Here is a 19896-nt window from a genome sequence, read left to right as displayed (position 1 = left end):
GAATATCTTCTTATTTTCCGTGATTTCCATCTCACTTTCATTTGTTACATTATAACATAGGCAAGAAAAGACAATGACTTATGTCACACTTACGTAAGGAATTGGACAATTATTCTCGTCATCAAATGTTACAATTTCATAACTACTTGGATCATTCTGAACATTGCGTAATAACTGGTTATTCAGTGCATGACCTGATTTATAACCATCAAACTTCGCAATGATTTGATGACCTAAAAGATATAAGTCACCCACTGCATCTAATATTTTATGGCGTACAAACTCATCAGCAAAACGCAGACCTTCCTCGTTGACCACACCAGTATCATCTACACCTATCGCATTATCTAAACTCGCACCTAAAGCTAAATTATTGGCTTTTAGATAATCCAAATCTTTCATAAAACCAAAAGTTCGCGCCTCACTCACCTCATATACAAAAGTTTCAGTTGAGAAATCGATCGTTGCTGACTGATATTCTTTAGCAAAGGCGGGATGATCAAAGTCAATAGTAAAGTTCAGTTGGAAACCAGAATGCGGTGTAAAAATAGCGCGTTTATCTTCGATTAGCGCCTCGACAGGTTTTAAAATTCTTATAAATTTCTTCGGTGCATTTTGCTCAGCGAGCTCACCTTGCATCAACAAATAAATAAAAGGACCAGCGCTGCCATCCATAATCGGAACTTCTGACGCAGAGACTTCGACGATTAGATTATCGATTCCAAGCCCTGCAATCGCACTCATCACATGTTCAATGGTACCGACCTTGATATCTTCTCGAACGAGGTTCGAGCACATAAATGCCTCTTGGATCAGCATCGCATTTGCTGGTATATCAACAGGGGGATTCAAGTCGATACGACGAAACACAATTCCTCCATCTACGTGATGTGGAACAAAATTAATCAGCACCTTTTGACCACTGTGCAGACCAATACCGCTCGCTTTCACTACACGTTTAAGAGTCCGTTGTTTCAACATGCCATGCCAACTTTATTTGCAAAAACCGATATAAGTTAGCATATTTGGGTTGTTTTGGCACTTGATAAATCGAATCTGTTGTTGGCAGAAATGTCAATCAATACTTTATTACAAAAAATAAAAAAGGGAGGTGCTCGCCCTCCCTGTTTCCAAGTAATTGATTAAATTACTTTCTTTGTTGATTTTTTAGATAATCTTGAATGCTCATCGGAGATGAAAGTGGTGATGAACTTGGCGCTGCACTACTCGGTGCTTCTGTATTTGCACGCTTACTGATCGCTGGAACATCATCTTCATCAACAGTTTGCGTACCTTGGGAAACAGCCTGTGCATGAGTGGTACGTTTCTTGGTTTCTACTTCAGATGCATTACGCGTTAAGCCCGTTGCGATCACAGTCACACGTAGTTCATCACGTGCATCTGGATCAAATACAGTACCGTAGAAAATCTCACCTTCATCCAAGTCAACGATTTGATTGACGACATCAGTGATAATTTCTGTTTCACGCAAGGTAATGTCATCACCACCTGTGATATTAATTAACACGCCTTTGGCATTGATAATATTGACATTATCAAGCAATGGGCTACGAATTGCTTGTTCAGCCGCTTGGCGTGCACGATCTTCACCACGCCCTAGACCAGCACCCATCATGGCGTAACCACGCGTACTCATTGCTGTTTTCAAATCTGCGAAGTCGAGGTTAATATGACCACGATTAACCACTAAATCAAAGATACTGCGTACCGCATTCAACAACACATCATCCGCCTTTTTATAGGCATCTTTCATTGAAATATCGCCATAAACGCTGAGTAAGCGTTGGTTTGGAATAATAATCAAAGAATCAACATGCGCTTCTAAAGCATCGATACCTTTTTCAGCAGACTTTTGACGACGACGACCTTCAAAGTTAAATGGTGTTGTTACGACGCCCACAGTTAGGATGCCCATTTCTTTAGCAACCTCGGCAACCACAGGCGCAGCACCCGTACCTGTACCACCGCCCATACCAGCAGTAACAAATACCATGTCTGTACCTTCAAGGTGTTGACGAATCACCTCACGACTTTCTTCTGCCGCAACTTGACCCACCTCTGGATTTGCACCAGCACCTAAACCACGGGTACTTTGTTCGCCCAATTGAATTTTGAATGGCGCATTCATACAATCAAGTGCTTGCTTATCCGTATTCGCACAAACAAATTTCACGCCTTGAATATCTGACTGCACCATGTGCTGGACAGCATTTCCGCCCCCACCACCAACGCCAAACACTGTGAAACGGGCTTGACCGTTGCCATCGTCTAGTTCATCTTCTATAAATTCAAATGAGGCCATGACCTTTAGATTTCCTAATATATTAATGGCAGTTACTTCAGCCCGTTACTGCCCTGATTTTTAAAACTACTGATGTTTAGGATGCTGTTCAATAATCACTAGCTTGTCAAGTACAGTGACCTACTATTACAACTTCTTAACAAATTTTCCCAAAAAAAACTACAACAGAGGGTTTGTTTAGATTTCTACCCTGCCTTGCCTAATTAGCTAAAAAACCAATGTCGCAATGTGAGTTATAACGCTCAAGGCAGAATCTCAGCAAATCCTAAAATATAGCCTTTAATTTGCTATTCAATGCATTCCAGCCATTGGCAACACGTTCGACAAAACTACGCTCGGTTGCTTCTTCTGGTTCTTCGACCACATCTTGCAAATCACTTTGGCTAAACATCAACAAACCTGCAGCCGTTGCATACATTGAACGACGTAGCGCTGGTAGATGTTGATCGTCGGCATAAACTTGTAACGGTGGATTGCCCAAATGTGCCGAAACGCCCAACATACGACGTGCCAAATTCACCATGCCTTCAATCTGACATGCATCACCTGTTAATACAACACCATGATACAAACCATGAATCGCACCGCTATGCTCTAATTCTTCACGGATCATCGCAAAAATTTCTTCATAACGCGCAATGATAATCTCAGCCAATTCAATGCGGCTAATGGTTTGTGTCCCATCAATGCCTTGCACCTGAATCATATGATCAGGCTTCACCACACTGAGATCCACACAACCATGTAATATTTTAATACGTTCTGCTTCTTCTGTGGTGGTTTGTAGAACCGCAGCAATATCTCGTGTTACATTTTCACCACCACGCTGTAAAGTTCGCGCCAAAGCTAAACGACCATCTAAATACACCGCAATATTGGTTATACCAGCTCCGATATCCACCAAACATACGCCATATTCTTTTTCATCTTTGAGCAAACTCGCCTCAGCGGTCGCCAAACATGATACGACCATTTTCTCCACCCCAATATTCGCCCCTTTCATGGCGCGATCAAGGTTTTGCATGGTGCTGATTGGCATCATCATGAGCTGATAATGTCCTGTCATGCTGTGCGCTGACATATTCACTGGGTTTTGTACCCATTCACCAGAATCCCCAAGCTCAAAACCTAGCGGCACAGCACTCGCCAAATAATAATCAGGTGAAACATGGCTAGCTTTCGCCAGTTCTAAAGCGCGCACCACTTCATTGGTTGTAATAATATGATCGTGGTTTGCCACAGGCGTACGACCTGATGCATAAAAACTTTGTAATTCTGTACTTGGAATAGATACCCACGCACTATGAATACGGCACTCTGCCATATCCTCAGCTTCGGATACCGCATTTTTAATAGCCGCAATCACCTTGTCAAGACTGACAATCTTGCCTTTCACCATACCACGGTTACGAGCAGACGCCATGCCAATCACTTGAATCTTATCGGGCGCATGGATTTTACCAATTAAAACTGTGACCTTATGAGTCCCAATGTCAATCGTAACAACTGAGGGAACAGTTTCACTCATTACTTCAATACCATATCTTTTGTTGTTTAGTACGGGCAAACTGCCTGTTGTTTTCAAGCCACGTATTATGGCTTTGCCTGAATTCCACCTGCAAGGCTTGTGTCATCAATCGTTACAACAAACTGACCGTTGACGATCTTAGGCGGCGTTGCATTTCTCCACTGGATTGCCAGTCCATTTCGATAACGCAAATCAATCGCCGAGATCTTCGGCCATACAGGTTTAAGATCCGTTTGTGCCAAATGGCTTAAGCGCTGTAACTTATTCATGGTTTGATCTTGATCAACGATAATACGTAAACCCGAATCAAACTGCATAAACCATGTCATACGCTCGGTTAAATACAATTCTTTCAGACGTAAATCTGCTGGCTGAAACAATTGACTAATTTCATTATAACGACGCATCATCATTTTGGATTGGCTGACGGGCCCATGTAAAAGCGGTAGATTAGGATGTGCTTTTGGCACTGCCTCGCTAAACACCTCACCATTGTCACTGAGCAAACGCCCTGTTCCCCAACGCGCAATCGGATGTCGCGGCATGACCCGCACTCGGATTGCATTTGGCCAAGCTCGTGACACCACCACACGGTCAACCCAAGACACTTTTAACGCGTAATCTCGAATTTGCTCTAAATCCGAGGTAAAGTAATTATCTTTAATCACTGGGCTCAACTGCTGGATTAGCTGTTGATTTTCTTGTTCTGAATTTGTACCAACGACCTGCAGTTCCGCCACAGTCGCATCGGTCATCACTTTATATAAACCATAGATGCCCAATGCTAACACTGCAAATGCAACCACCAGCAATATCCAACCACCGGCATTCACCATTTTTTGTTTTGGTGTCGGTGGTTTCTCGTGGATTGAGCTAATCGCTGGTCGTTGCTTGCGACGCATAGATGCAGGAAGTTGAGCCATAAAACTAAACCGACGCTGCTAAGGTTTGCTCTAAAATCGCAACACAGAGCGCATCAAAACTATAACCTACCGCTTGAGCAGCCTTTGGTACTAAAGAGTGGCTGGTCATACCTGGGACAGTATTCACTTCTAACAACCAGAAATTGCCTTGTTCATCCTGCATTGCATCAATACGCCCCCATCCTTCGGCACCAACGGCTTGGAAAGCACGCAAGCAAAGAGCTTGTAATGTCTTTTCTTCTGCTTCACTCAATCCACATGGAATACCATACTCCACATCATTGCGTTGGTATTTTGCTTCATAGTCATAAAATGCGACATCAGCAGGTGGCTGTAGGCGAATCACTGGCAAAGGCTGACCATTTAAAAATGAAATGGTAAATTCACGACCTGTAATCCATTTTTCAGCCATCACCACTGCATCATGTGCTGTGGCTTTTGCAATTGCAGCAGCAAAGTCTTCGGTTTTCTCAACTTTACTCATCCCAACACTAGAGCCTTCATGTACAGGCTTGATAATGACTGGCAAACCAAGATCAGCAATCACTGCATCTAAATCAGTGTCTTTCGTAATGATACGATATGGCGCTGTTGGTAAATCGCTACCCTGCCAAATTTGCTTGGTTTTGACCTTATCCATCCCAATCGCAGAGCCTTGTACGCCAGTGCCAGTGTACGGAATATTCAACCATTCAAGCACACCTTGAATTTGACCATCTTCCCCACCACGACCATGCAACACAATAAAAGCACGATCATAAGCAACCAGTTCTGTCACACTGCGCTCTTGCGGGTCAAATGCCTCAGCTTGTACACCCGAACGCAATAATGCCTCTAGCACAGCCTGACCACTGTCCAATGACACAGCACGCTCAGCTGACTTCCCACCCAATAACACAGCAACTTTGCCGAATTTTGCAGCATTTGACACGTTTATATCCTTAAAACTTTTAATATTTACAAAACAAAATTATTCGGCATACAGACGATGCTGAGCCAATTCTACCGAAATTGCACCAACGTTACCCGCACCTTGTGTTAATAACAGGTCATTGCCTTGTAACACTTTTTGTAGAACACTCGGTAAATTTCCATCAACAGGGTCAACCAAAATCGGTTCAACCTCACCACGCAAACGTATACTGCGTGCCAATGCTCGACTATCTGCGCCAACAATCGGTTTTTCACCTGCCGAATAAACTTCCAATAATAACAATTGGTCCACTTGTGACAGCACTTCCACAAAGTCATCAAAACAATCGCGTGTCCGGCTATAACGATGCGGTTGGAACAACATCACCAAACGACGATCTGGATGACTGGCACGTGCTGCTTTAATCGTCGCCTCAACTTCTTTTGGATGATGACCATAGTCATCAACCAACTTCACGAGGCCATCGCCCACTTCAAACTCACCCTGAACTTGGAAACGACGCCCGACGCCACTAAACCCAGCCAATGCACGGCAGATTGCGTCATCAGAAACGCCTTCATCTGTTGCCACACCAATTGCTGCAAGCGCATTCAACACATTGTGTAAACCGGGCTGATTCACGGTCACACGTAGTGGCTCACGATCTTTGCGCAACACAGTGAAATGTGAACGCATGCCATCCTGCTCAACGTCGATTGCACGAATATCATTATCTTCATCGAAACCATAGGTTAAGACTGGGCGACCAACTCGCGGTAAAATCTCACGAATATTGGCATCATCACCACAAACAACAGCCAAACCATAGAACGGCAAATTATGAAGGAATTGAATAAACGTATCTTTTAACTTATCAAAACTACCTTCATAAGTATCCATGTGATCCGCATCAATATTGGTCACGATCGCTGCCATTGGCTGTAAATACAGGAACGATGCATCTGATTCATCCGCCTCAGCCACAATGATACGGCTATCACCCAGCGCTGCATTGACACCTGTGCTATTCAACAATCCACCAATCACATAGGTTGGGTCGAGATTGCCTTCCGCCAACATCGTGGTTAATAAACTGGTAGTCGTGGTTTTGCCATGTGTCCCTGCAACTGCGATCCCGTGACGATAACGCATGAGCTCACCCAACATTTCAGCACGACGCACAATCGGAGTACGTTGCTCAATCGCTGCTTTTACTTCAGGATTTTCAGGATCAATCGCCGTCGACACCACCAGTACATCAGCATGTTTAATATTGTCAGCAGTGTGACCGATATAAACTTTAATGTTATTCGCTTCGAGCTGTGCCGTAGTTTTCGAAGCTTTGATATCTGAACCAGACACTTTATAGCCTTGGTTACTCAACACTTCAGCAATACCGCACATCCCCGCACCACCAATACCAACAAAGTGGATATGTTTAATACGGCGCATTTCTGGCACTTTAATCAGCTTTTTGGCTTGGTTTGGACTTGTTGGAGACATAAATAAACTCGAATTACAATTTTTGAATCAGATCAACCACATGCTGCGTTGCATTTGGTTGCGCCTGTTGACGTGCTTTGATTGCCATTTCAGAAAGTAGCTGGCGGTTGAGTAGATGCCCAAACAACTCATCCAAAGCCGCTGGTGTCATCTCCGCTTGCTGGCAAATCTTGGCAGCCCCCACATTTGCTAAAAATTTTGCATTTGCTGTTTGGTGATCATCGACCGCGATTGGTAAAGGAACAAAAACTGCTGCAAGTCCCGCAGTTGCCACCTCAGTTACAGTTAAAGCACCTGCACGACAAATAATCAAATCTGCTTCACTATAGGCTTTCGCCATATCATGAATAAATGGTTCAACCGTAACATTTAGACCTTCAGGGGCATCCTGATAACGTGCACGCGTTGCATCTTGTTGGTTTTGACCACATTGATGAAACACATTCAAAGATACATTGACCTTTTTTAAGGCTTCAGGCAATCGCTCATTCAGCGCTTGTGCTCCCAACGATCCCCCAACAATCAAAATATTCAGTGCTTGCTGTTCTTGTTCACGGGTTTGGTAGCGCCATGAAGGATTTAATATTGCAGTGATCTCAGCGCGGACAGGATTTCCCGTAGTCACCACTTTATCACTGGTCGGGAAAGTATTTGGAAAAGCCTGACACACGGTTGTGGCAATACGTGCCAATTGGGTATTGGTAAAACCTGCAATCGCATTTTGTTCATGGATTAAAATAGGAATACCCAAAATACGTGCAGCTAATCCCCCTGGACCTGCGACATAACCACCAAAACCAGCAACCGCATCAATCTTGAGCTGCTTCATGTAGCGCATCGCGCTGAATGTTGCTTTTAAAATTTTAAACGGTGCGCTGAGCTTACGCAGTAAACCATTACCACGCACACCTTGTATATCAATTTGATAAATTGGAATATTTTGATCTTTGAGCAACCGATTTTCCATTCCCGCAGGCGTTGCTAACCACGAGACTTGACAGCCTTCTTGTTGAAGTTGTTTGGCAACAGCAAGTGCAGGAAAAACATGTCCGCCAGTACCTGCAGCCATCATCAAGACATGTTTAGGTTTGTTGTGTGGTGAATTGGTCACGGTCTAATTCTTCAACTCAAAAAAGAAGGTTATCGTCTATTGTTTTCGGGCGTTATTTTAATCCTAAAGCTTCATTCACGAAAAGCGAATTTCACTTGTTTACAACAGAAAGCTCGGCTTTTTTCAATTGTTTGCTAAAAACACGATGATGTCTACATTGAATTGCCTATTTAGTACCAAGTTCGGTAAAAATTCACATGGGCAATTCGGTCAAAAATATAGGGGCTGTTAACATTTCAGCCCCTCATTTTTTAGTGTGTACGACCCGCTTCGAGCACAGCAAAAAGATCATCCGCAATCGAAGTACCATATTGCGCATCAATCTCACGAATACAGGTTGGGCTGGTCACATTAATTTCAGTGACATAATTACCAATCACATCTAAACCGACAAAAACCAAACCTTTTTCACGCAAGAAAGGACCGACTTTTGCCGCAATCAATTTATCATTTTCAGTGAGTGGTCGCGCCTGCCCCAAACCACCTGCCGCTAAATTACCACGCACTTCACCATTTTGCGGAATTCGCGCCAAACAATAAGGCACTGGCTCACCATTGACCATCAAGATTCGCTTATCCCCTTCAACAATTTCTGGAATATAACGTTGTGCCATGATTGGGCGTGTACCCAAATCAGTCAACATTTCTAAAGTCGAACCGATATTCACACCATCTTGATACAAACGGAAAATTCCCATCCCCCCCATGCCATCAAGTGGCTTTACAATCACATCGCCATGCTCAGTAATAAACTCGCGAATTAGACCTTGCTGTGACGTGACTAGAGTTGGCACTTGTAACTCTGGAAATTGGGTCGCAAACAGCTTTTCATTACAATCCCGCAGCGATTGCGGTTTGTTAATAATCCACGCGCCTTCACGTTCAGCTTGTTCCAAGATATAAGTGGTATAGACAAAGTTCATATCAAATGGTGGGTCTTTACGCATCAATACCACATCATAGTCAGCCAATGACTCTTTGCGCTGCACACCCAACTCATAATAATGATCGTAATCTTCAAAGACTTTAAGCGGTGCAATCAAACCAAACGCTTTACCTTGGTCGATATATAAATCGTGTTGTAATGCATAACCCAGCTCATGTCCGCGACGACTAGCCGCCCATAACATTGCCATCGTGGAATCTTTCTTGAGATTCACCGTTTCTATTGGGTCCATCACGACAAGTACACGCATAATCTGACGCTCGTATTTTTAAATCTTGGCAAAAAGTATATCGAAGTTCGTCGCTGATCGTGCAACAAGTTGTGTAATTCTTAAACCCCCAAAAATTCCAATTGATTCAGATGACTACATCAGGTTTATTTTAAAGAAGATTTTTATCTTTCATTATAAATAAAAAAAATTACTGGCGAATGAGCACATCACCAGTAATTCGTACAGCATTCGATTTCAGGTTCAAATTAAGCCAAAAGTTTTTGAATATCTTTGCCAATTTTTTCGGGCTTGGTGGTTGGAGAATAACGCTTGATCACTTTGCCATTTTGGTTAATCAAAAACTTGGTGAAATTCCATTTGATGCTTTCACTACCTAAAATACCTTTAGCTTCTGAGGTAAGGTATTTATAAATCGGATGTGCATTTGAGCCATTTACATCAATTTTGGCAAACATTGGAAATGATACGCCATAGTTACGCTGACAGAAGCTACCAATTTCTTCATTGCTTGATGGGTCTTGGTTAGCAAACTGGTTACATGGAAAGCCTAAAATCACTAAACCTTGCTGTTGATAATCTTGATATAGCTTTTCAAGTCCTTCAAATTGTGGAGTTAAGCCACACTGACTTGCAGTGTTTACCACCAATAAAACTTTGCCTTGAAAGTCTGCAAGGTTCTTTTGCTCGCCCTCTAACAATTGTGCCTGAAAATCATAAATTGTGGTCATACAACATCTCACTCTGATTCAATCAATCTTATTTACCTAATCGCTGTTTGCATTTGTTCAGCTGCTAATATCAATATTGCACACAATTATCTTGTGTGCAAGTTAATTATGCGCAATATACTTTTATTCATTTCCAAACTATACTGTCACCTAGCAAAAACGATGTTCAGGAGCTAAGCATGACCGAAATTTCTTACTTGGATAATCAAGTGTGTTTTGCGATGTATTCCGCGACCAATGCGATGATTCGTCAATATCGTCCCTTGCTTCAGGAATACGACCTGACCTATCCGCAGTTTATTGTGCTGCTGGCTTTATACGAAAAAGACAATGTGACTTTGTCTGAAATCGGTCAAAAGACCTTTTTTGATTCGGGCACGCTGACGCCGATTATTAAAAAACTCGAAGAAAAGCAATTTTTAAAGCGCGTTGCGGTTAAAGAAGATGAGCGCATGAAGAAAGTGATCTTGCTTGAAAAAGCACTCGCTGCAAAAGATGAAATTACGTTAATTCCTTTTAAACTCGCCTGCTCTTTGGGTGTCGATCCGAATGATTTGGTGGCGATTCATAATTTATGCCATCGTTTTTTAAAGGGTTTAGAGGATTCTAAACTTGAAAATATGGGTGAATAAATGCAACAAGCCATTGTTGGTTTTCACCTCGATGAAGAGAACCATTGGATTGCTGATCTCGTTTGTGGTCATAAGCAGCATGTGCGCCATGATCCACCGTGGCAAAATCGCCCTTGGGTGTTGACTGAACAAGGTCGTAAGGAAAAGTTAGGGGTGATGTTGGAATGTAAGAAGTGCGAGGAAATAAAATCTGGATAAGCGGTTTTGTGTTAAATAGAATTATAAAATTAGATTCAACATATCTTATTAGAACAATAGCTTTAATCAAGAATGTTGAATCTATAAAAAACCTTTAATTAAATAATTTAAAAATTTCTTTTTGTTTGGCACCTTTTACTTCACAAGTTTGAGCACCAACTCGTTCATACAATACATCGTTAAGATATACAGGCTCATCACCATTTTTCACTGGAATCATTAAAACAGTATTTTCACCGTAGGTGATAGGAGTAATTTCTTTCGTTATATTTGTTTTTAATGACTCATCTAAATTTGATGAATTGATCAATTTAGTAATATGAGCAATATAAGTATCTAAAGAGACTCCTTTTAGCTTTGCTTCCCTTTCCAACCCGACAATTCCAAAACTATTTACTCTAGGAATATCACTTAAATTATCTAGTTTTTCTACTTGTAAAGTATCTTTTTCATTATCTGTAACACCAATAAATAGATACCCAGTTTTATTTTTTCCTAAGTTTGCTAAAGCAGTGAGGCTCTCTAAAATTTTATTGAAAAATTCGGTGCTAAAATCTCTCTGCTTAGGGTTAAGTGTATAAAATCCTTGTTTAAAATCATAAAGTGCAGACTCAGTTCTTGATCTCATTAAATATGCTTTAAAATCAATAACAAAAGATGTGGATTTTCTGAAATTATCTGTGGATTTCTTAAAAAATCTTTGAATTAATCCCTTACATACATCGATATTTTTTTCTCGATCTGAAGTGGTTGTATAGTTTCTTGATCTAACTAATTTAGAATGAATATTGAACAATGCATTTTTTATTCCTTTATAATCAAAAGGCATTTTATTTTCATGTATTATTAGGTCATAAAATGCCATATATAAAGTATAGAAATCTTCTTTAACTGGATTACCTCCAGCATTAGGATTTAAAATATTCTTAAGTCTTTCATTATCAAAATTATATTCAACTACATTAATTATTTCAGAGTAAACAGTTAATATATCAGTACGAATGTTTTCTACACCTAAAGCATTAATTTTTATATCTAAGTCATTTGATTTATCTGTTTCACCACTACCATAGTAATTATCAAACTCTTTCCCGCTTGCAGGGAAAGGATTTTCTAACACAACTGATAATATGATGTCAGCTATTAACTGTTCATCTGCACTTTGTTTGAGATCAGTAATGTTTAAGACACCCTGTTTACACCAAAAAGTTTCTTCAGCATTAATGCCGTATTGATGCTTAGATAGCTTAGAGTCAATACTGATTTCAGGCATATCTTGAAGTAATAAAATTTCTCTCGATACATCTCCTCTAATCTCAGAAGCTATGTCGCGAACTAATAGAGAAAATTTAGATACGTTTCCTGCTTGTCTAACTTCCTGAGGGGATAACTTTTTACCAGTTGAATTAATTCTTCGGAAAGTTTCATTAATTTCACTAGTACTAGCTGTTTTAAAGATAGTGACGGGAAATGGGTATTGAATAAAACTAGCAACTTCTTCTTGTGTAAGATTTAGAACATCTACTTTTCGTTCTACTATCCCTTTATTAACTTGAGTTTGAGCATATGTAAAATCAGGAATATTAAAATATTTTTCTTCAGAATCAATATCTATAGGAAAGTGATTTTCAATAAATCCAAAGATCGCATTTAAGCGTTGCATCCCATCAATTATTTCATATTTTTCATCTTTCGAAGCTAATAATATAAGAGGTACAGGGTACTGCTTAAGGATAGAGTCAATCAGAGATTTTTTTTCTTTTTGGCTCCAAACTAATTTTCGTTGATATCTTCTATTAATAGTAAGCTTATTATTTCTATAAAGTTCATAAGCTTCCATAATTGTCATACCTCTTGGAGATTCAATCATTATTACTCTTACCCTTAAATTTTTCTAAAATTAACATAATACGCCTTATGCGCAATGCTTAAATTTTTCCTTTTCGCATCAATATCTTAAATTAAGCCGTTCTAGAGTTCAGCACATTGGAACGGCTTTTTATTGATTTTCACGTTCCACCCTTATTTTTCAATCATTATTTCCAATATTCGATGAGTTAAACTAAACACGGAACTCTCTCTTATTTTTTCCTAATAATTAAACTTAATCCTTGACCTCAAGCCAACTCGAGCTTTTATAGTTGCATCATAATCTTGAATACTTGGAAAGATTGATGAGCGATTCGAATAAAACCTTTCTCATTTACGGGGTCAGTAAAGGACTAGGGAAAGCGATTGTTCAAGCTGTGCCAAAGTCAACAGATACCATCTATGGCGTGTCTCGAACTCAACCGCAAAAAATTCCAAATTTAAACTGGATCTGTACTAATCTATCCAAATCTGAACAAGCTGTAAGTGACGTAAAAACAGCAATTGGACAGCAAAAAGTTGATGTGCTGATTTACAACGTGGGCATTTGGGAACAACAGGCATTTAGCGAAAACTATAATTTTGAAAATGTTTCTGCCGCTGAAATCAACCAAATCATTAATACCAATATCACTACTTGTATCCAATCCATTCAATCATTGCTTGAAAATTTGAAATGCTCTGACAATGCCAAAATCATTCTGATCGGTTCAACTTGGGGTGTTGAAAATCATAACGGCAAAGAACTTGTTTTCTCCGCCACCAAATTTGCATTAAGAGGTATTGCACAATCCCTCAGAGAAATCTTACGTGAACATTTAATTGGAGTGAGTGTGCTTAATCTAGGCTACCTTGCCAGTGAATATGAGATTGAAAAACCTGTTGAAGAAATTTTAGAAGAAACGGAATATTCCTTAATTCCTTTGACAGATGTTCTTCATGCAATTAATTTTATTATTTCAACCAGTAAAGCTGCCTGTGTAAAGGAAATACTTATGCCTGCGATGTTAGATCAGAATGTTTAGTTTTTACGCATTAAGCTGTGATTATATAAATGATACTTCATGACAAATCGTCATTAGGTTTTAACTGAACAAAAATGTAATCAGAAACTAAAGGCGATGTTGGAGTGCCGACGTTGTATAAAGATTCTAGATAAACACCCATAAGTTAAAAAGCCCAATATATGATTGAGCTTTTTAGTTATAAATAAGTTATATGTCCATTTTTCTAAATAAAAAGAAAGGTAAATTTCGGATAATCATCATAATGATCGCCCATTTACCTGGCGTATAAACTGTTAATTTACCTTTATCAATTCCTTGCACAATATCACTTGCGACTTGTTCAGGCGAGGCAAGCTTGCCTTTACCAGATATCCCAGCCGTCATAGGAGTTGCTGTCGGGCCCGGTTTAATTAAAGTTGCTGTGACAGCAGAGCCCGTTAAGGCTAGGCGATGTTGTAATCCTTGCAGATATTTATCAATCAGCGCTTTCGATGCACCATACACATAATTTGATTTACGACCACGGTCACCAGCGACTGAACCAATTACTGCCAATTTTCCATGATTCTGTTCAATCATATGTTTCGCAATAATCTCAGTGAATAGAACAGGTGAGATTGCATTGACTTCGATTGCCTGTTGGCATTGAGATAAATCATTTTGACATCGCTCTTGGTCTGGTAAATTACCATGAGCAATTAGAGCAATATCAATTTTTCCCTGTTGACTAATGGCATCAATACAATCCTGAATGGCAGTCGCATTTAAAAAATCGACAGTCTGAAATTGAATGTTTGCCTGCGGCGTACGAACTTTAAGATCATTAACAACACGCTGCAATTTATCTTGATCTCGACCTAACAAAATAACTTCACACAGCTGCTTCTTAAGCCAGAGTCTGGCGCAATGTTCAGCAATAGCGGACGTCCCGCCTACAATTAAGATTTTGGATTGGTTTGACATTTAAGCCCCTAATAGACGACGAGACATTTCCGAGCTTATGCCTGGATCTCGATATTTTAAAAATTCAGTAAAACGTGGATAGCCCGCTTCAAATACTGATCTTGGCATACGCGCATCTTTGGCCAAATAAAGGCGGCCTTGTGCTTGCTGTACAATATGATCCAATTCATTTAATAACTTTAACGTTTTGTCCCCTCGATTAGGGAAATCTAACGCCAGAGTAACGCCAGATTTTGGAAAGCTGAGTAATCCCCCAGATTCACGATCACCAAAGGTTTTTAATACCGCTAAAAATGAGCCTTCACCTGATTTTTTTATAGTGTTTAACATCTCTTGAGTGACTTCTTTACCAATCTCTTTCGGGACCACACTTTGATATTGATAAAACCCTTTGGGCCCATACATTTTGTTCCATTCATGCATGGCGTCTAACGGATAAAAGAATGGCTCGTAATGTACGATTTGCGGCTGTCTTTTGAGCGAATTCCCATGAAAATAGGCAAAGTTAAAAACAGGTAAACTGAGTTTATTAACTAATGAGATTGGAGGAGTGATTGGAAATGTTTTATCGTTAATTTTAGGTTCTATTTGAGTAGACTCATTCGCCAGATTTCCTCGTGTAAAAAGTCCTTTGGCATTCCCTCCATTCATACAATCAATCCAAGAGACTGTATGTTCCCAATCTGTTTCAGATGAATCAGAGAGTGCAAAAAACTCATCTAAATTGTGATAAGGAATAGTTTCTGAGTGAATCCATGAACTTCGAACCGGACGTAACTGAATCGTTGCTTCTAAAATTATTCCTGTTAGACCAATTCCACCCAAAGTTGCATAGAACCAATCTGCTCTTTCAGTTTTTGAACACTCGATAATTTCGCCATCAGTACGCATTAATTTAATGTATAGAACGTGATCACCAAAAGAACCAAAAGCATGATGGTTTTTGCCATGTACATCATTTGCAATGGCCCCACCGACAGTGATCATTTGTGTTCCTGGTGTTACAGGTAACATCCAGCCCTGCGGAATGAGTGTTCTGTGAATATCTTGTAACGTCGCACCCGCTTCACAATGTAAAATTCCAGTATTTAAATCAAAAGAAATCAAATGATTCATGGCTGTCGTCAGCCATAAAAGACCATTACCATTTAATGCGACATCACCATAGCTACGCCCCATGCCATGCGCAATGCCTGGAAACGTACTTTGTCGTATTTGTTTGAATGCTTGTGTAGGTGTTATTAAAGGAATAACGTGATGTTCAGAATTAGAAAGCTTACCCCAGGCCTGTATTGTTTTCATTTATGCCTCAACCTTACGAAAAACAAAATGTTTATCTAGGTAATATTTACATATATAGCCAATCATCAGACCGATTATTCCACCCATATAACGCATTTCTTTAGTTTCGAAAGCGATATGAAAGCCAAACTCAAACCCCCAGAAAATAATCGTAGTAAAGAGACCCATGATGGTATAAAGCATAAAAACCTGTCCATCATGTTTAGTATTCTGTGTTTTATATTTAAAAATATATTTTTTATCCAAGATATATTTAACTACTAGGCCTACACCTGTACCAATAACGATTGAAATAAAAATATAAAAATTTCCAACGTAAATGTAACTAGAAATATCTTGTGCTACAATATTGCAAAACGTTGCAATTATAGCAAAAGCTGTATAGAGCAATGCGAGCTTAATTGAATCCATCATTTATATTTAATAGCGCTGAAAAACAAATGTATGATATAGCAGAAGAACGGTCTTTTCTAGCAGAAATACCTGGACTAATTAAACTAATAAGACCCAAACAATGGCTCAAAAACAGCTTTGTTTTTGCACCCTTAATCTTTGCAGGTGAGTTTTTACATTTAGGGTCTATTTATTCCGTATTATTTGCGGCATTTCTATTTTGCTTAGCTGCTTCAGCAGTCTATATTGTTAATGATTTAAAGGATATAGAAAAAGATCGGGCGCACCCTGAAAAATCACTAAAACGCCCATTAGCCTCAGGTCAGGTGAGCCCACAAAGTGCAATTGTTTTATTAACTTTGATTTATATTGCCTTAGGATTTTCTTGGTTCGTTGCTCCTCAAGTAATCTACGTGATCATCGTATATTTACTGCTAAATTGGGCCTATACCTTTAAACTAAAGCATGAACCTGTTATTGAAATCTTTATTGTAGCCTTTGGTTTTGTATTACGTGTATATGCAGGTGCTGTAGCTCTTGCTGTGCCTGTCTCTGATTGGATGTTTATTACTACATTAAGTATTTCACTTTATCTAGCTTCGATTAAACGCCGTCAAGAATTAGTGCAAAGCGGTTCACAAGGACGTGGTGTACTTGCACACTATTCAGTAAGTTTGATTGACCGATTTGCAGGTATGTCTGCAATTACTGCAATCATTTTTTATAGTTTATATACAATGGCAGTACAGCCACAACTCATCATTACAATCCCGTTTGTAATGTTTGGATTATTTCGTTACTGGTTTATCGTTGAAACTTTAAAAGGTGGGGAATCTCCAACTGACGTAATTGTTCAAGATTGGCAAATTTTATTAACTGTTGTTTTATGGATAACATGTTGCGTTTGGACATTATGGCCAGCTTAATTTTATTTTGGATTATCTTGTGAACTATTATATTTACCTTATTACCCCATTTTTGGCTTGGTTAGTTGCTGGCTGTCTAAAATTTCTTATTAATTCCATTAAAGCAAAAAAACTGGCTTTTGGATTAATTGGCTATGGTGGGTTACCAAGTAATCATAGTGCCATTGTAAGTAGTATGGCTGCTCTTATTGCCCTTAAAGAAGGAATTGATACGCCTGCTTTTGGAGTCGCACTCACACTCGCATTTATTGTTCTATTAGATGCAAATAGTTTAAGACGTGCGATTGGTAAACATGCAGTGGCTATTAATCATTTAGCTAAGGATATACCTGAATATAAGCAGCTTAGAGAACGTATGGGGCACACAAAGATTGAGATCTTGGCAGGTGTACTAGTTGGTTGCTTTGTTGCATATTTAGTTGCTAATACGCTGTAGGATAATCAATGTTGTTCGTTATTAGTAGATTGAAAATTAGCTTATACTTACTTATTTTATTGGCAATAATAGTATTTTTTAGGGCTGGAGAATTTAGCTTTTCATTAAAAATTGATGATTATTTATATACCTCTTGGTTGTTTAATTATGACTATGGGTTTATGAGAAGAGCTCTTCCTGGCGAGCTAATTTCTTTCTTTAATTTAGACTATAGTTATCGATCTATAAGAGCGATTGCATTTATTATTCTAATTATCTTATTTTACTTATTTACATACTTAGCCATTAAGTCATTAAACCATATCAATATAGATAAAAATAAGGCCGTATATCTTTCATCCCTAATGTTTCTACCTTTTTTAGCCACTCAGTGGATACTTGAGTTAGGTAGATTTGATCAAATCATACAAATTATGCAATTACTTAGTGTAATTTGTATTATAAAGACAAATAAATTTTACTTATCTTTTTTTCTTATAAGCCTTACAGTTATATTCTCAGCACTTATTCATGAGGCTTCTTTAATAATTTTCATTCCCACCACAATATTAATATTCTATTTAAAGTTCAAGAATAAACCTATTACTTTATTGCTAAGTTCATTTCTATTTTTTGCTTTATTAAGTATGATTTTTTTTGGAAAAATTGATGCACATCATGCAAATCTAATTATTGAAAAATACAAAGACCTAGAAAAGTTTAATTACTATGCCGTTAGAACCACTAGATTAAGTAACATCGAGAATATCATTGTCAGTTATTATTCAATGATGAATAATAAAACATATATTTACATTATTCTTTCCTTATTATATCTTTACCCTACAATTTGCTTCTTTAAGAAAGTATTTGAAAACATAAATAACTCTTACATTTTCATCATTTGTTTAACACCAATTAGCTTATCTATAATCGCATTTGATTATTTTAGATGGATAGCACTAGCATTTTTTAACTTAAGTATATTAAGCTTTTATTTAATTATTTCCGAACAAACAAACAATCTAGAAATAAAAAATTATCTTATTGAAAAAAAGAAAAATGTTCTAGCATATGGTTTGATTTCTTTATTAATTGGTGCCTTAGGTGTAGTTAATCTATTCCCTAGTTTAGACAGTAAAGGTGGCTTTTCAACAACCAGTGTATCAACAGAAATTCTAACCAAAGTTAACTTTCCAGCAGATACAAAGAGTCAGCTATTTGAGGTAAACAAAGATATTAAAGGATGGGAAATAGAGCGAGATTTTAATCAATATAAAAATATTGATTTAGCCTTAAGCTGGTATGAACATGAATCTAAAAAAGGCAATGTATTTGCTAAAAATAATTTAGCAATGATTCATATAAAGGGTGGAGAAAAAGATATAAATTATGAAAAAAGTTTTTCTTTATTAAATGAAGCCAGTAAGGCTAGTCCAGAAGCCCTTAACAATTTAGGCGTTTTTTATTCAAATGGTCTTGGTGTAGACAAAAACTATGATAAGGCTTTATCTTTATATATTAGAGCTGCAAATAAAGGATCCGCAACGGCGATGTATAATATTGGGATTAGTTATCTAAGAGGCTTAAATGGACTAGATAAAGATAAAAATAAAGCTAGGTATTGGTTTAAAAAAGCTGAAAATTATAATTTTTCACCAGCATTGCATCAACTTAAATATGTAAAATGGTAAAATAACAAGAATTCAATTATATTTCATCCATTAATTTACTGGTATTTACATCAAAACCAATGGTTCAAGAAATTGAATCATTGGTTTATTTATAAAATTAATCTACGTCCCAAAAAAATCTATCACCTTGATAGTTTTCTCATACTTTTATACAATACTCTAGCTAACAAATATATTCTAAGCTAATTTAATCAACAATTTTTAGTTTTTTAATTGCATCACCTCACCTAGTAAATAAAATTATTCTAAAAGCTATAATACCTGAGACTATAGATCTAAATTTCTTGAGT

Annotated in this window: 19 protein-coding genes; 6 read left to right on the top strand and 13 right to left on the bottom strand. The window is 38.3% G+C overall.

The features are described from left to right. Positions 1 to 78 precede the first annotated feature (78 nt). From lpxC to DS737_RS00655, 9 genes are all read right to left on the bottom strand, one after another. On the bottom strand, positions 79 to 981 hold the full coding sequence (lpxC, locus tag DS737_RS00695; RefSeq protein WP_004641551.1) for a UDP-3-O-acyl-N-acetylglucosamine deacetylase: 903 nt from the start codon (positions 979 to 981) through the stop codon (positions 79 to 81). Positions 982 to 1147: 166 nt separating this feature from the next. After that, positions 1148 to 2323, bottom strand: a complete 1176-nt coding sequence (ftsZ, locus tag DS737_RS00690) for a cell division protein FtsZ (RefSeq protein WP_004641553.1) — start codon at positions 2321 to 2323, stop codon at positions 1148 to 1150. A 265-nt stretch (positions 2324 to 2588) separates the two neighbouring features. Continuing rightward, positions 2589 to 3851, bottom strand: coding sequence for a cell division protein FtsA (gene ftsA, locus DS737_RS00685; RefSeq protein WP_004641555.1), 1263 nt, complete (start codon positions 3849 to 3851; stop codon positions 2589 to 2591). Positions 3852 to 3916: 65 nt separating this feature from the next. Continuing rightward, the gene (locus DS737_RS00680; RefSeq protein WP_005087191.1) at positions 3917 to 4774 is read right to left on the bottom strand and encodes a cell division protein FtsQ/DivIB; all 858 of its coding nucleotides are present in this window, start codon (positions 4772 to 4774) and stop codon (positions 3917 to 3919) included. 4 nt (positions 4775 to 4778) lie between these two features. Further along, positions 4779 to 5705 (bottom strand): D-alanine--D-alanine ligase, encoded by a 927-nt coding sequence (locus tag DS737_RS00675; RefSeq protein ID WP_004641558.1) that lies wholly within the window; start codon positions 5703 to 5705, stop codon positions 4779 to 4781. Positions 5706 to 5744: 39 nt separating this feature from the next. Beyond that, positions 5745 to 7190, bottom strand: a complete 1446-nt coding sequence (gene murC, locus DS737_RS00670; RefSeq protein ID WP_005088688.1) for a UDP-N-acetylmuramate--L-alanine ligase — start codon at positions 7188 to 7190, stop codon at positions 5745 to 5747. A 13-nt stretch (positions 7191 to 7203) separates the two neighbouring features. Continuing rightward, positions 7204 to 8262: an undecaprenyldiphospho-muramoylpentapeptide beta-N-acetylglucosaminyltransferase gene (gene murG, locus DS737_RS00665; protein ID WP_008942140.1), complete on the bottom strand. Its 1059-nt coding sequence runs from the start codon at positions 8260 to 8262 to the stop codon at positions 7204 to 7206. 290 nt (positions 8263 to 8552) lie between these two features. Next, entirely contained in the window at positions 8553 to 9497 is a 945-nt protein-coding gene (gene gshB / locus DS737_RS00660; protein WP_113996534.1) for a glutathione synthase, read from the bottom strand. Positions 9498 to 9724: 227 nt separating this feature from the next. Further along, positions 9725 to 10207, bottom strand: a complete 483-nt coding sequence (locus DS737_RS00655; RefSeq protein WP_113996533.1) for a glutathione peroxidase — start codon at positions 10205 to 10207, stop codon at positions 9725 to 9727. A 179-nt stretch (positions 10208 to 10386) separates the two neighbouring features. Here DS737_RS00655 and DS737_RS00650 point away from each other — a divergent pair, with 179 nt between their 5' ends. Together DS737_RS00650 and DS737_RS00645 are read left to right on the top strand one after the other, a co-directional pair. Further along, entirely contained in the window at positions 10387 to 10839 is a 453-nt protein-coding gene (locus DS737_RS00650) for a MarR family winged helix-turn-helix transcriptional regulator (RefSeq protein WP_113996532.1), read from the top strand. Continuing rightward, the gene (locus DS737_RS00645; RefSeq protein WP_113996531.1) at positions 10840 to 11037 is read left to right on the top strand and encodes a DUF3565 domain-containing protein; all 198 of its coding nucleotides are present in this window, start codon (positions 10840 to 10842) and stop codon (positions 11035 to 11037) included. It begins immediately after the preceding gene. A 94-nt stretch (positions 11038 to 11131) separates the two neighbouring features. Here DS737_RS00645 and DS737_RS00640 read toward each other — a convergent pair whose 3' ends face one another. After that, the gene (locus DS737_RS00640) at positions 11132 to 12907 is read right to left on the bottom strand and encodes a GmrSD restriction endonuclease domain-containing protein (RefSeq protein WP_113996530.1); all 1776 of its coding nucleotides are present in this window, start codon (positions 12905 to 12907) and stop codon (positions 11132 to 11134) included. A gap of 304 nt (positions 12908 to 13211) precedes the next feature. On the opposite strand from DS737_RS00640, the gene DS737_RS00635 reads away from it, so the two are divergent. Continuing rightward, on the top strand, positions 13212 to 13931 hold the full coding sequence (locus DS737_RS00635; protein ID WP_113996529.1) for an SDR family oxidoreductase: 720 nt from the start codon (positions 13212 to 13214) through the stop codon (positions 13929 to 13931). A 189-nt stretch (positions 13932 to 14120) separates the two neighbouring features. Here the strand turns inward: DS737_RS00635 and DS737_RS00630 are convergent, their stop codons facing one another. The 3 genes from DS737_RS00630 to DS737_RS00620 are packed head-to-tail and all read right to left on the bottom strand — an operon-like array spanning position 14121 to position 16592. Beyond that, positions 14121 to 14876 carry an SDR family NAD(P)-dependent oxidoreductase gene (locus DS737_RS00630; RefSeq protein WP_113996528.1) on the bottom strand — a complete coding sequence of 252 codons (756 nt, stop codon included), beginning with the start codon at positions 14874 to 14876 and terminating at the stop codon, positions 14121 to 14123. Continuing rightward, positions 14877 to 16178, bottom strand: coding sequence for an FAD-binding oxidoreductase (locus DS737_RS00625; protein ID WP_113996527.1), 1302 nt, complete (start codon positions 16176 to 16178; stop codon positions 14877 to 14879). Continuing rightward, on the bottom strand, positions 16179 to 16592 hold the full coding sequence (locus DS737_RS00620; RefSeq protein ID WP_113996526.1) for a GtrA family protein: 414 nt from the start codon (positions 16590 to 16592) through the stop codon (positions 16179 to 16181). Positions 16593 to 16618: 26 nt separating this feature from the next. On the opposite strand from DS737_RS00620, the gene DS737_RS00615 reads away from it, so the two are divergent. Genes DS737_RS00615 through DS737_RS00605 form a run of 3 tightly spaced genes read left to right on the top strand, consistent with a single transcriptional unit; the run spans position 16619 to position 19606 of the window. After that, positions 16619 to 17497 (top strand): decaprenyl-phosphate phosphoribosyltransferase, encoded by an 879-nt coding sequence (locus tag DS737_RS00615; RefSeq protein WP_113996525.1) that lies wholly within the window; start codon positions 16619 to 16621, stop codon positions 17495 to 17497. Positions 17498 to 17516: 19 nt separating this feature from the next. Next, the gene (locus DS737_RS00610; RefSeq protein WP_113996524.1) at positions 17517 to 17933 is read left to right on the top strand and encodes a divergent PAP2 family protein; all 417 of its coding nucleotides are present in this window, start codon (positions 17517 to 17519) and stop codon (positions 17931 to 17933) included. Positions 17934 to 17941: 8 nt separating this feature from the next. After that, on the top strand, positions 17942 to 19606 hold the full coding sequence (locus tag DS737_RS00605; RefSeq protein WP_113996523.1) for a tetratricopeptide repeat protein: 1665 nt from the start codon (positions 17942 to 17944) through the stop codon (positions 19604 to 19606). Positions 19607 to 19896 lie beyond the last annotated feature (290 nt).

This window comes from Acinetobacter haemolyticus, from assembly GCF_003323815.1.
Taxonomy (GTDB): Bacteria; Pseudomonadota; Gammaproteobacteria; order Pseudomonadales; family Moraxellaceae; genus Acinetobacter; species Acinetobacter haemolyticus.
The sequence above is the reverse complement of the archived record's forward strand: the minus strand, read 5'-3'. Positions and strand labels throughout refer to the sequence as shown.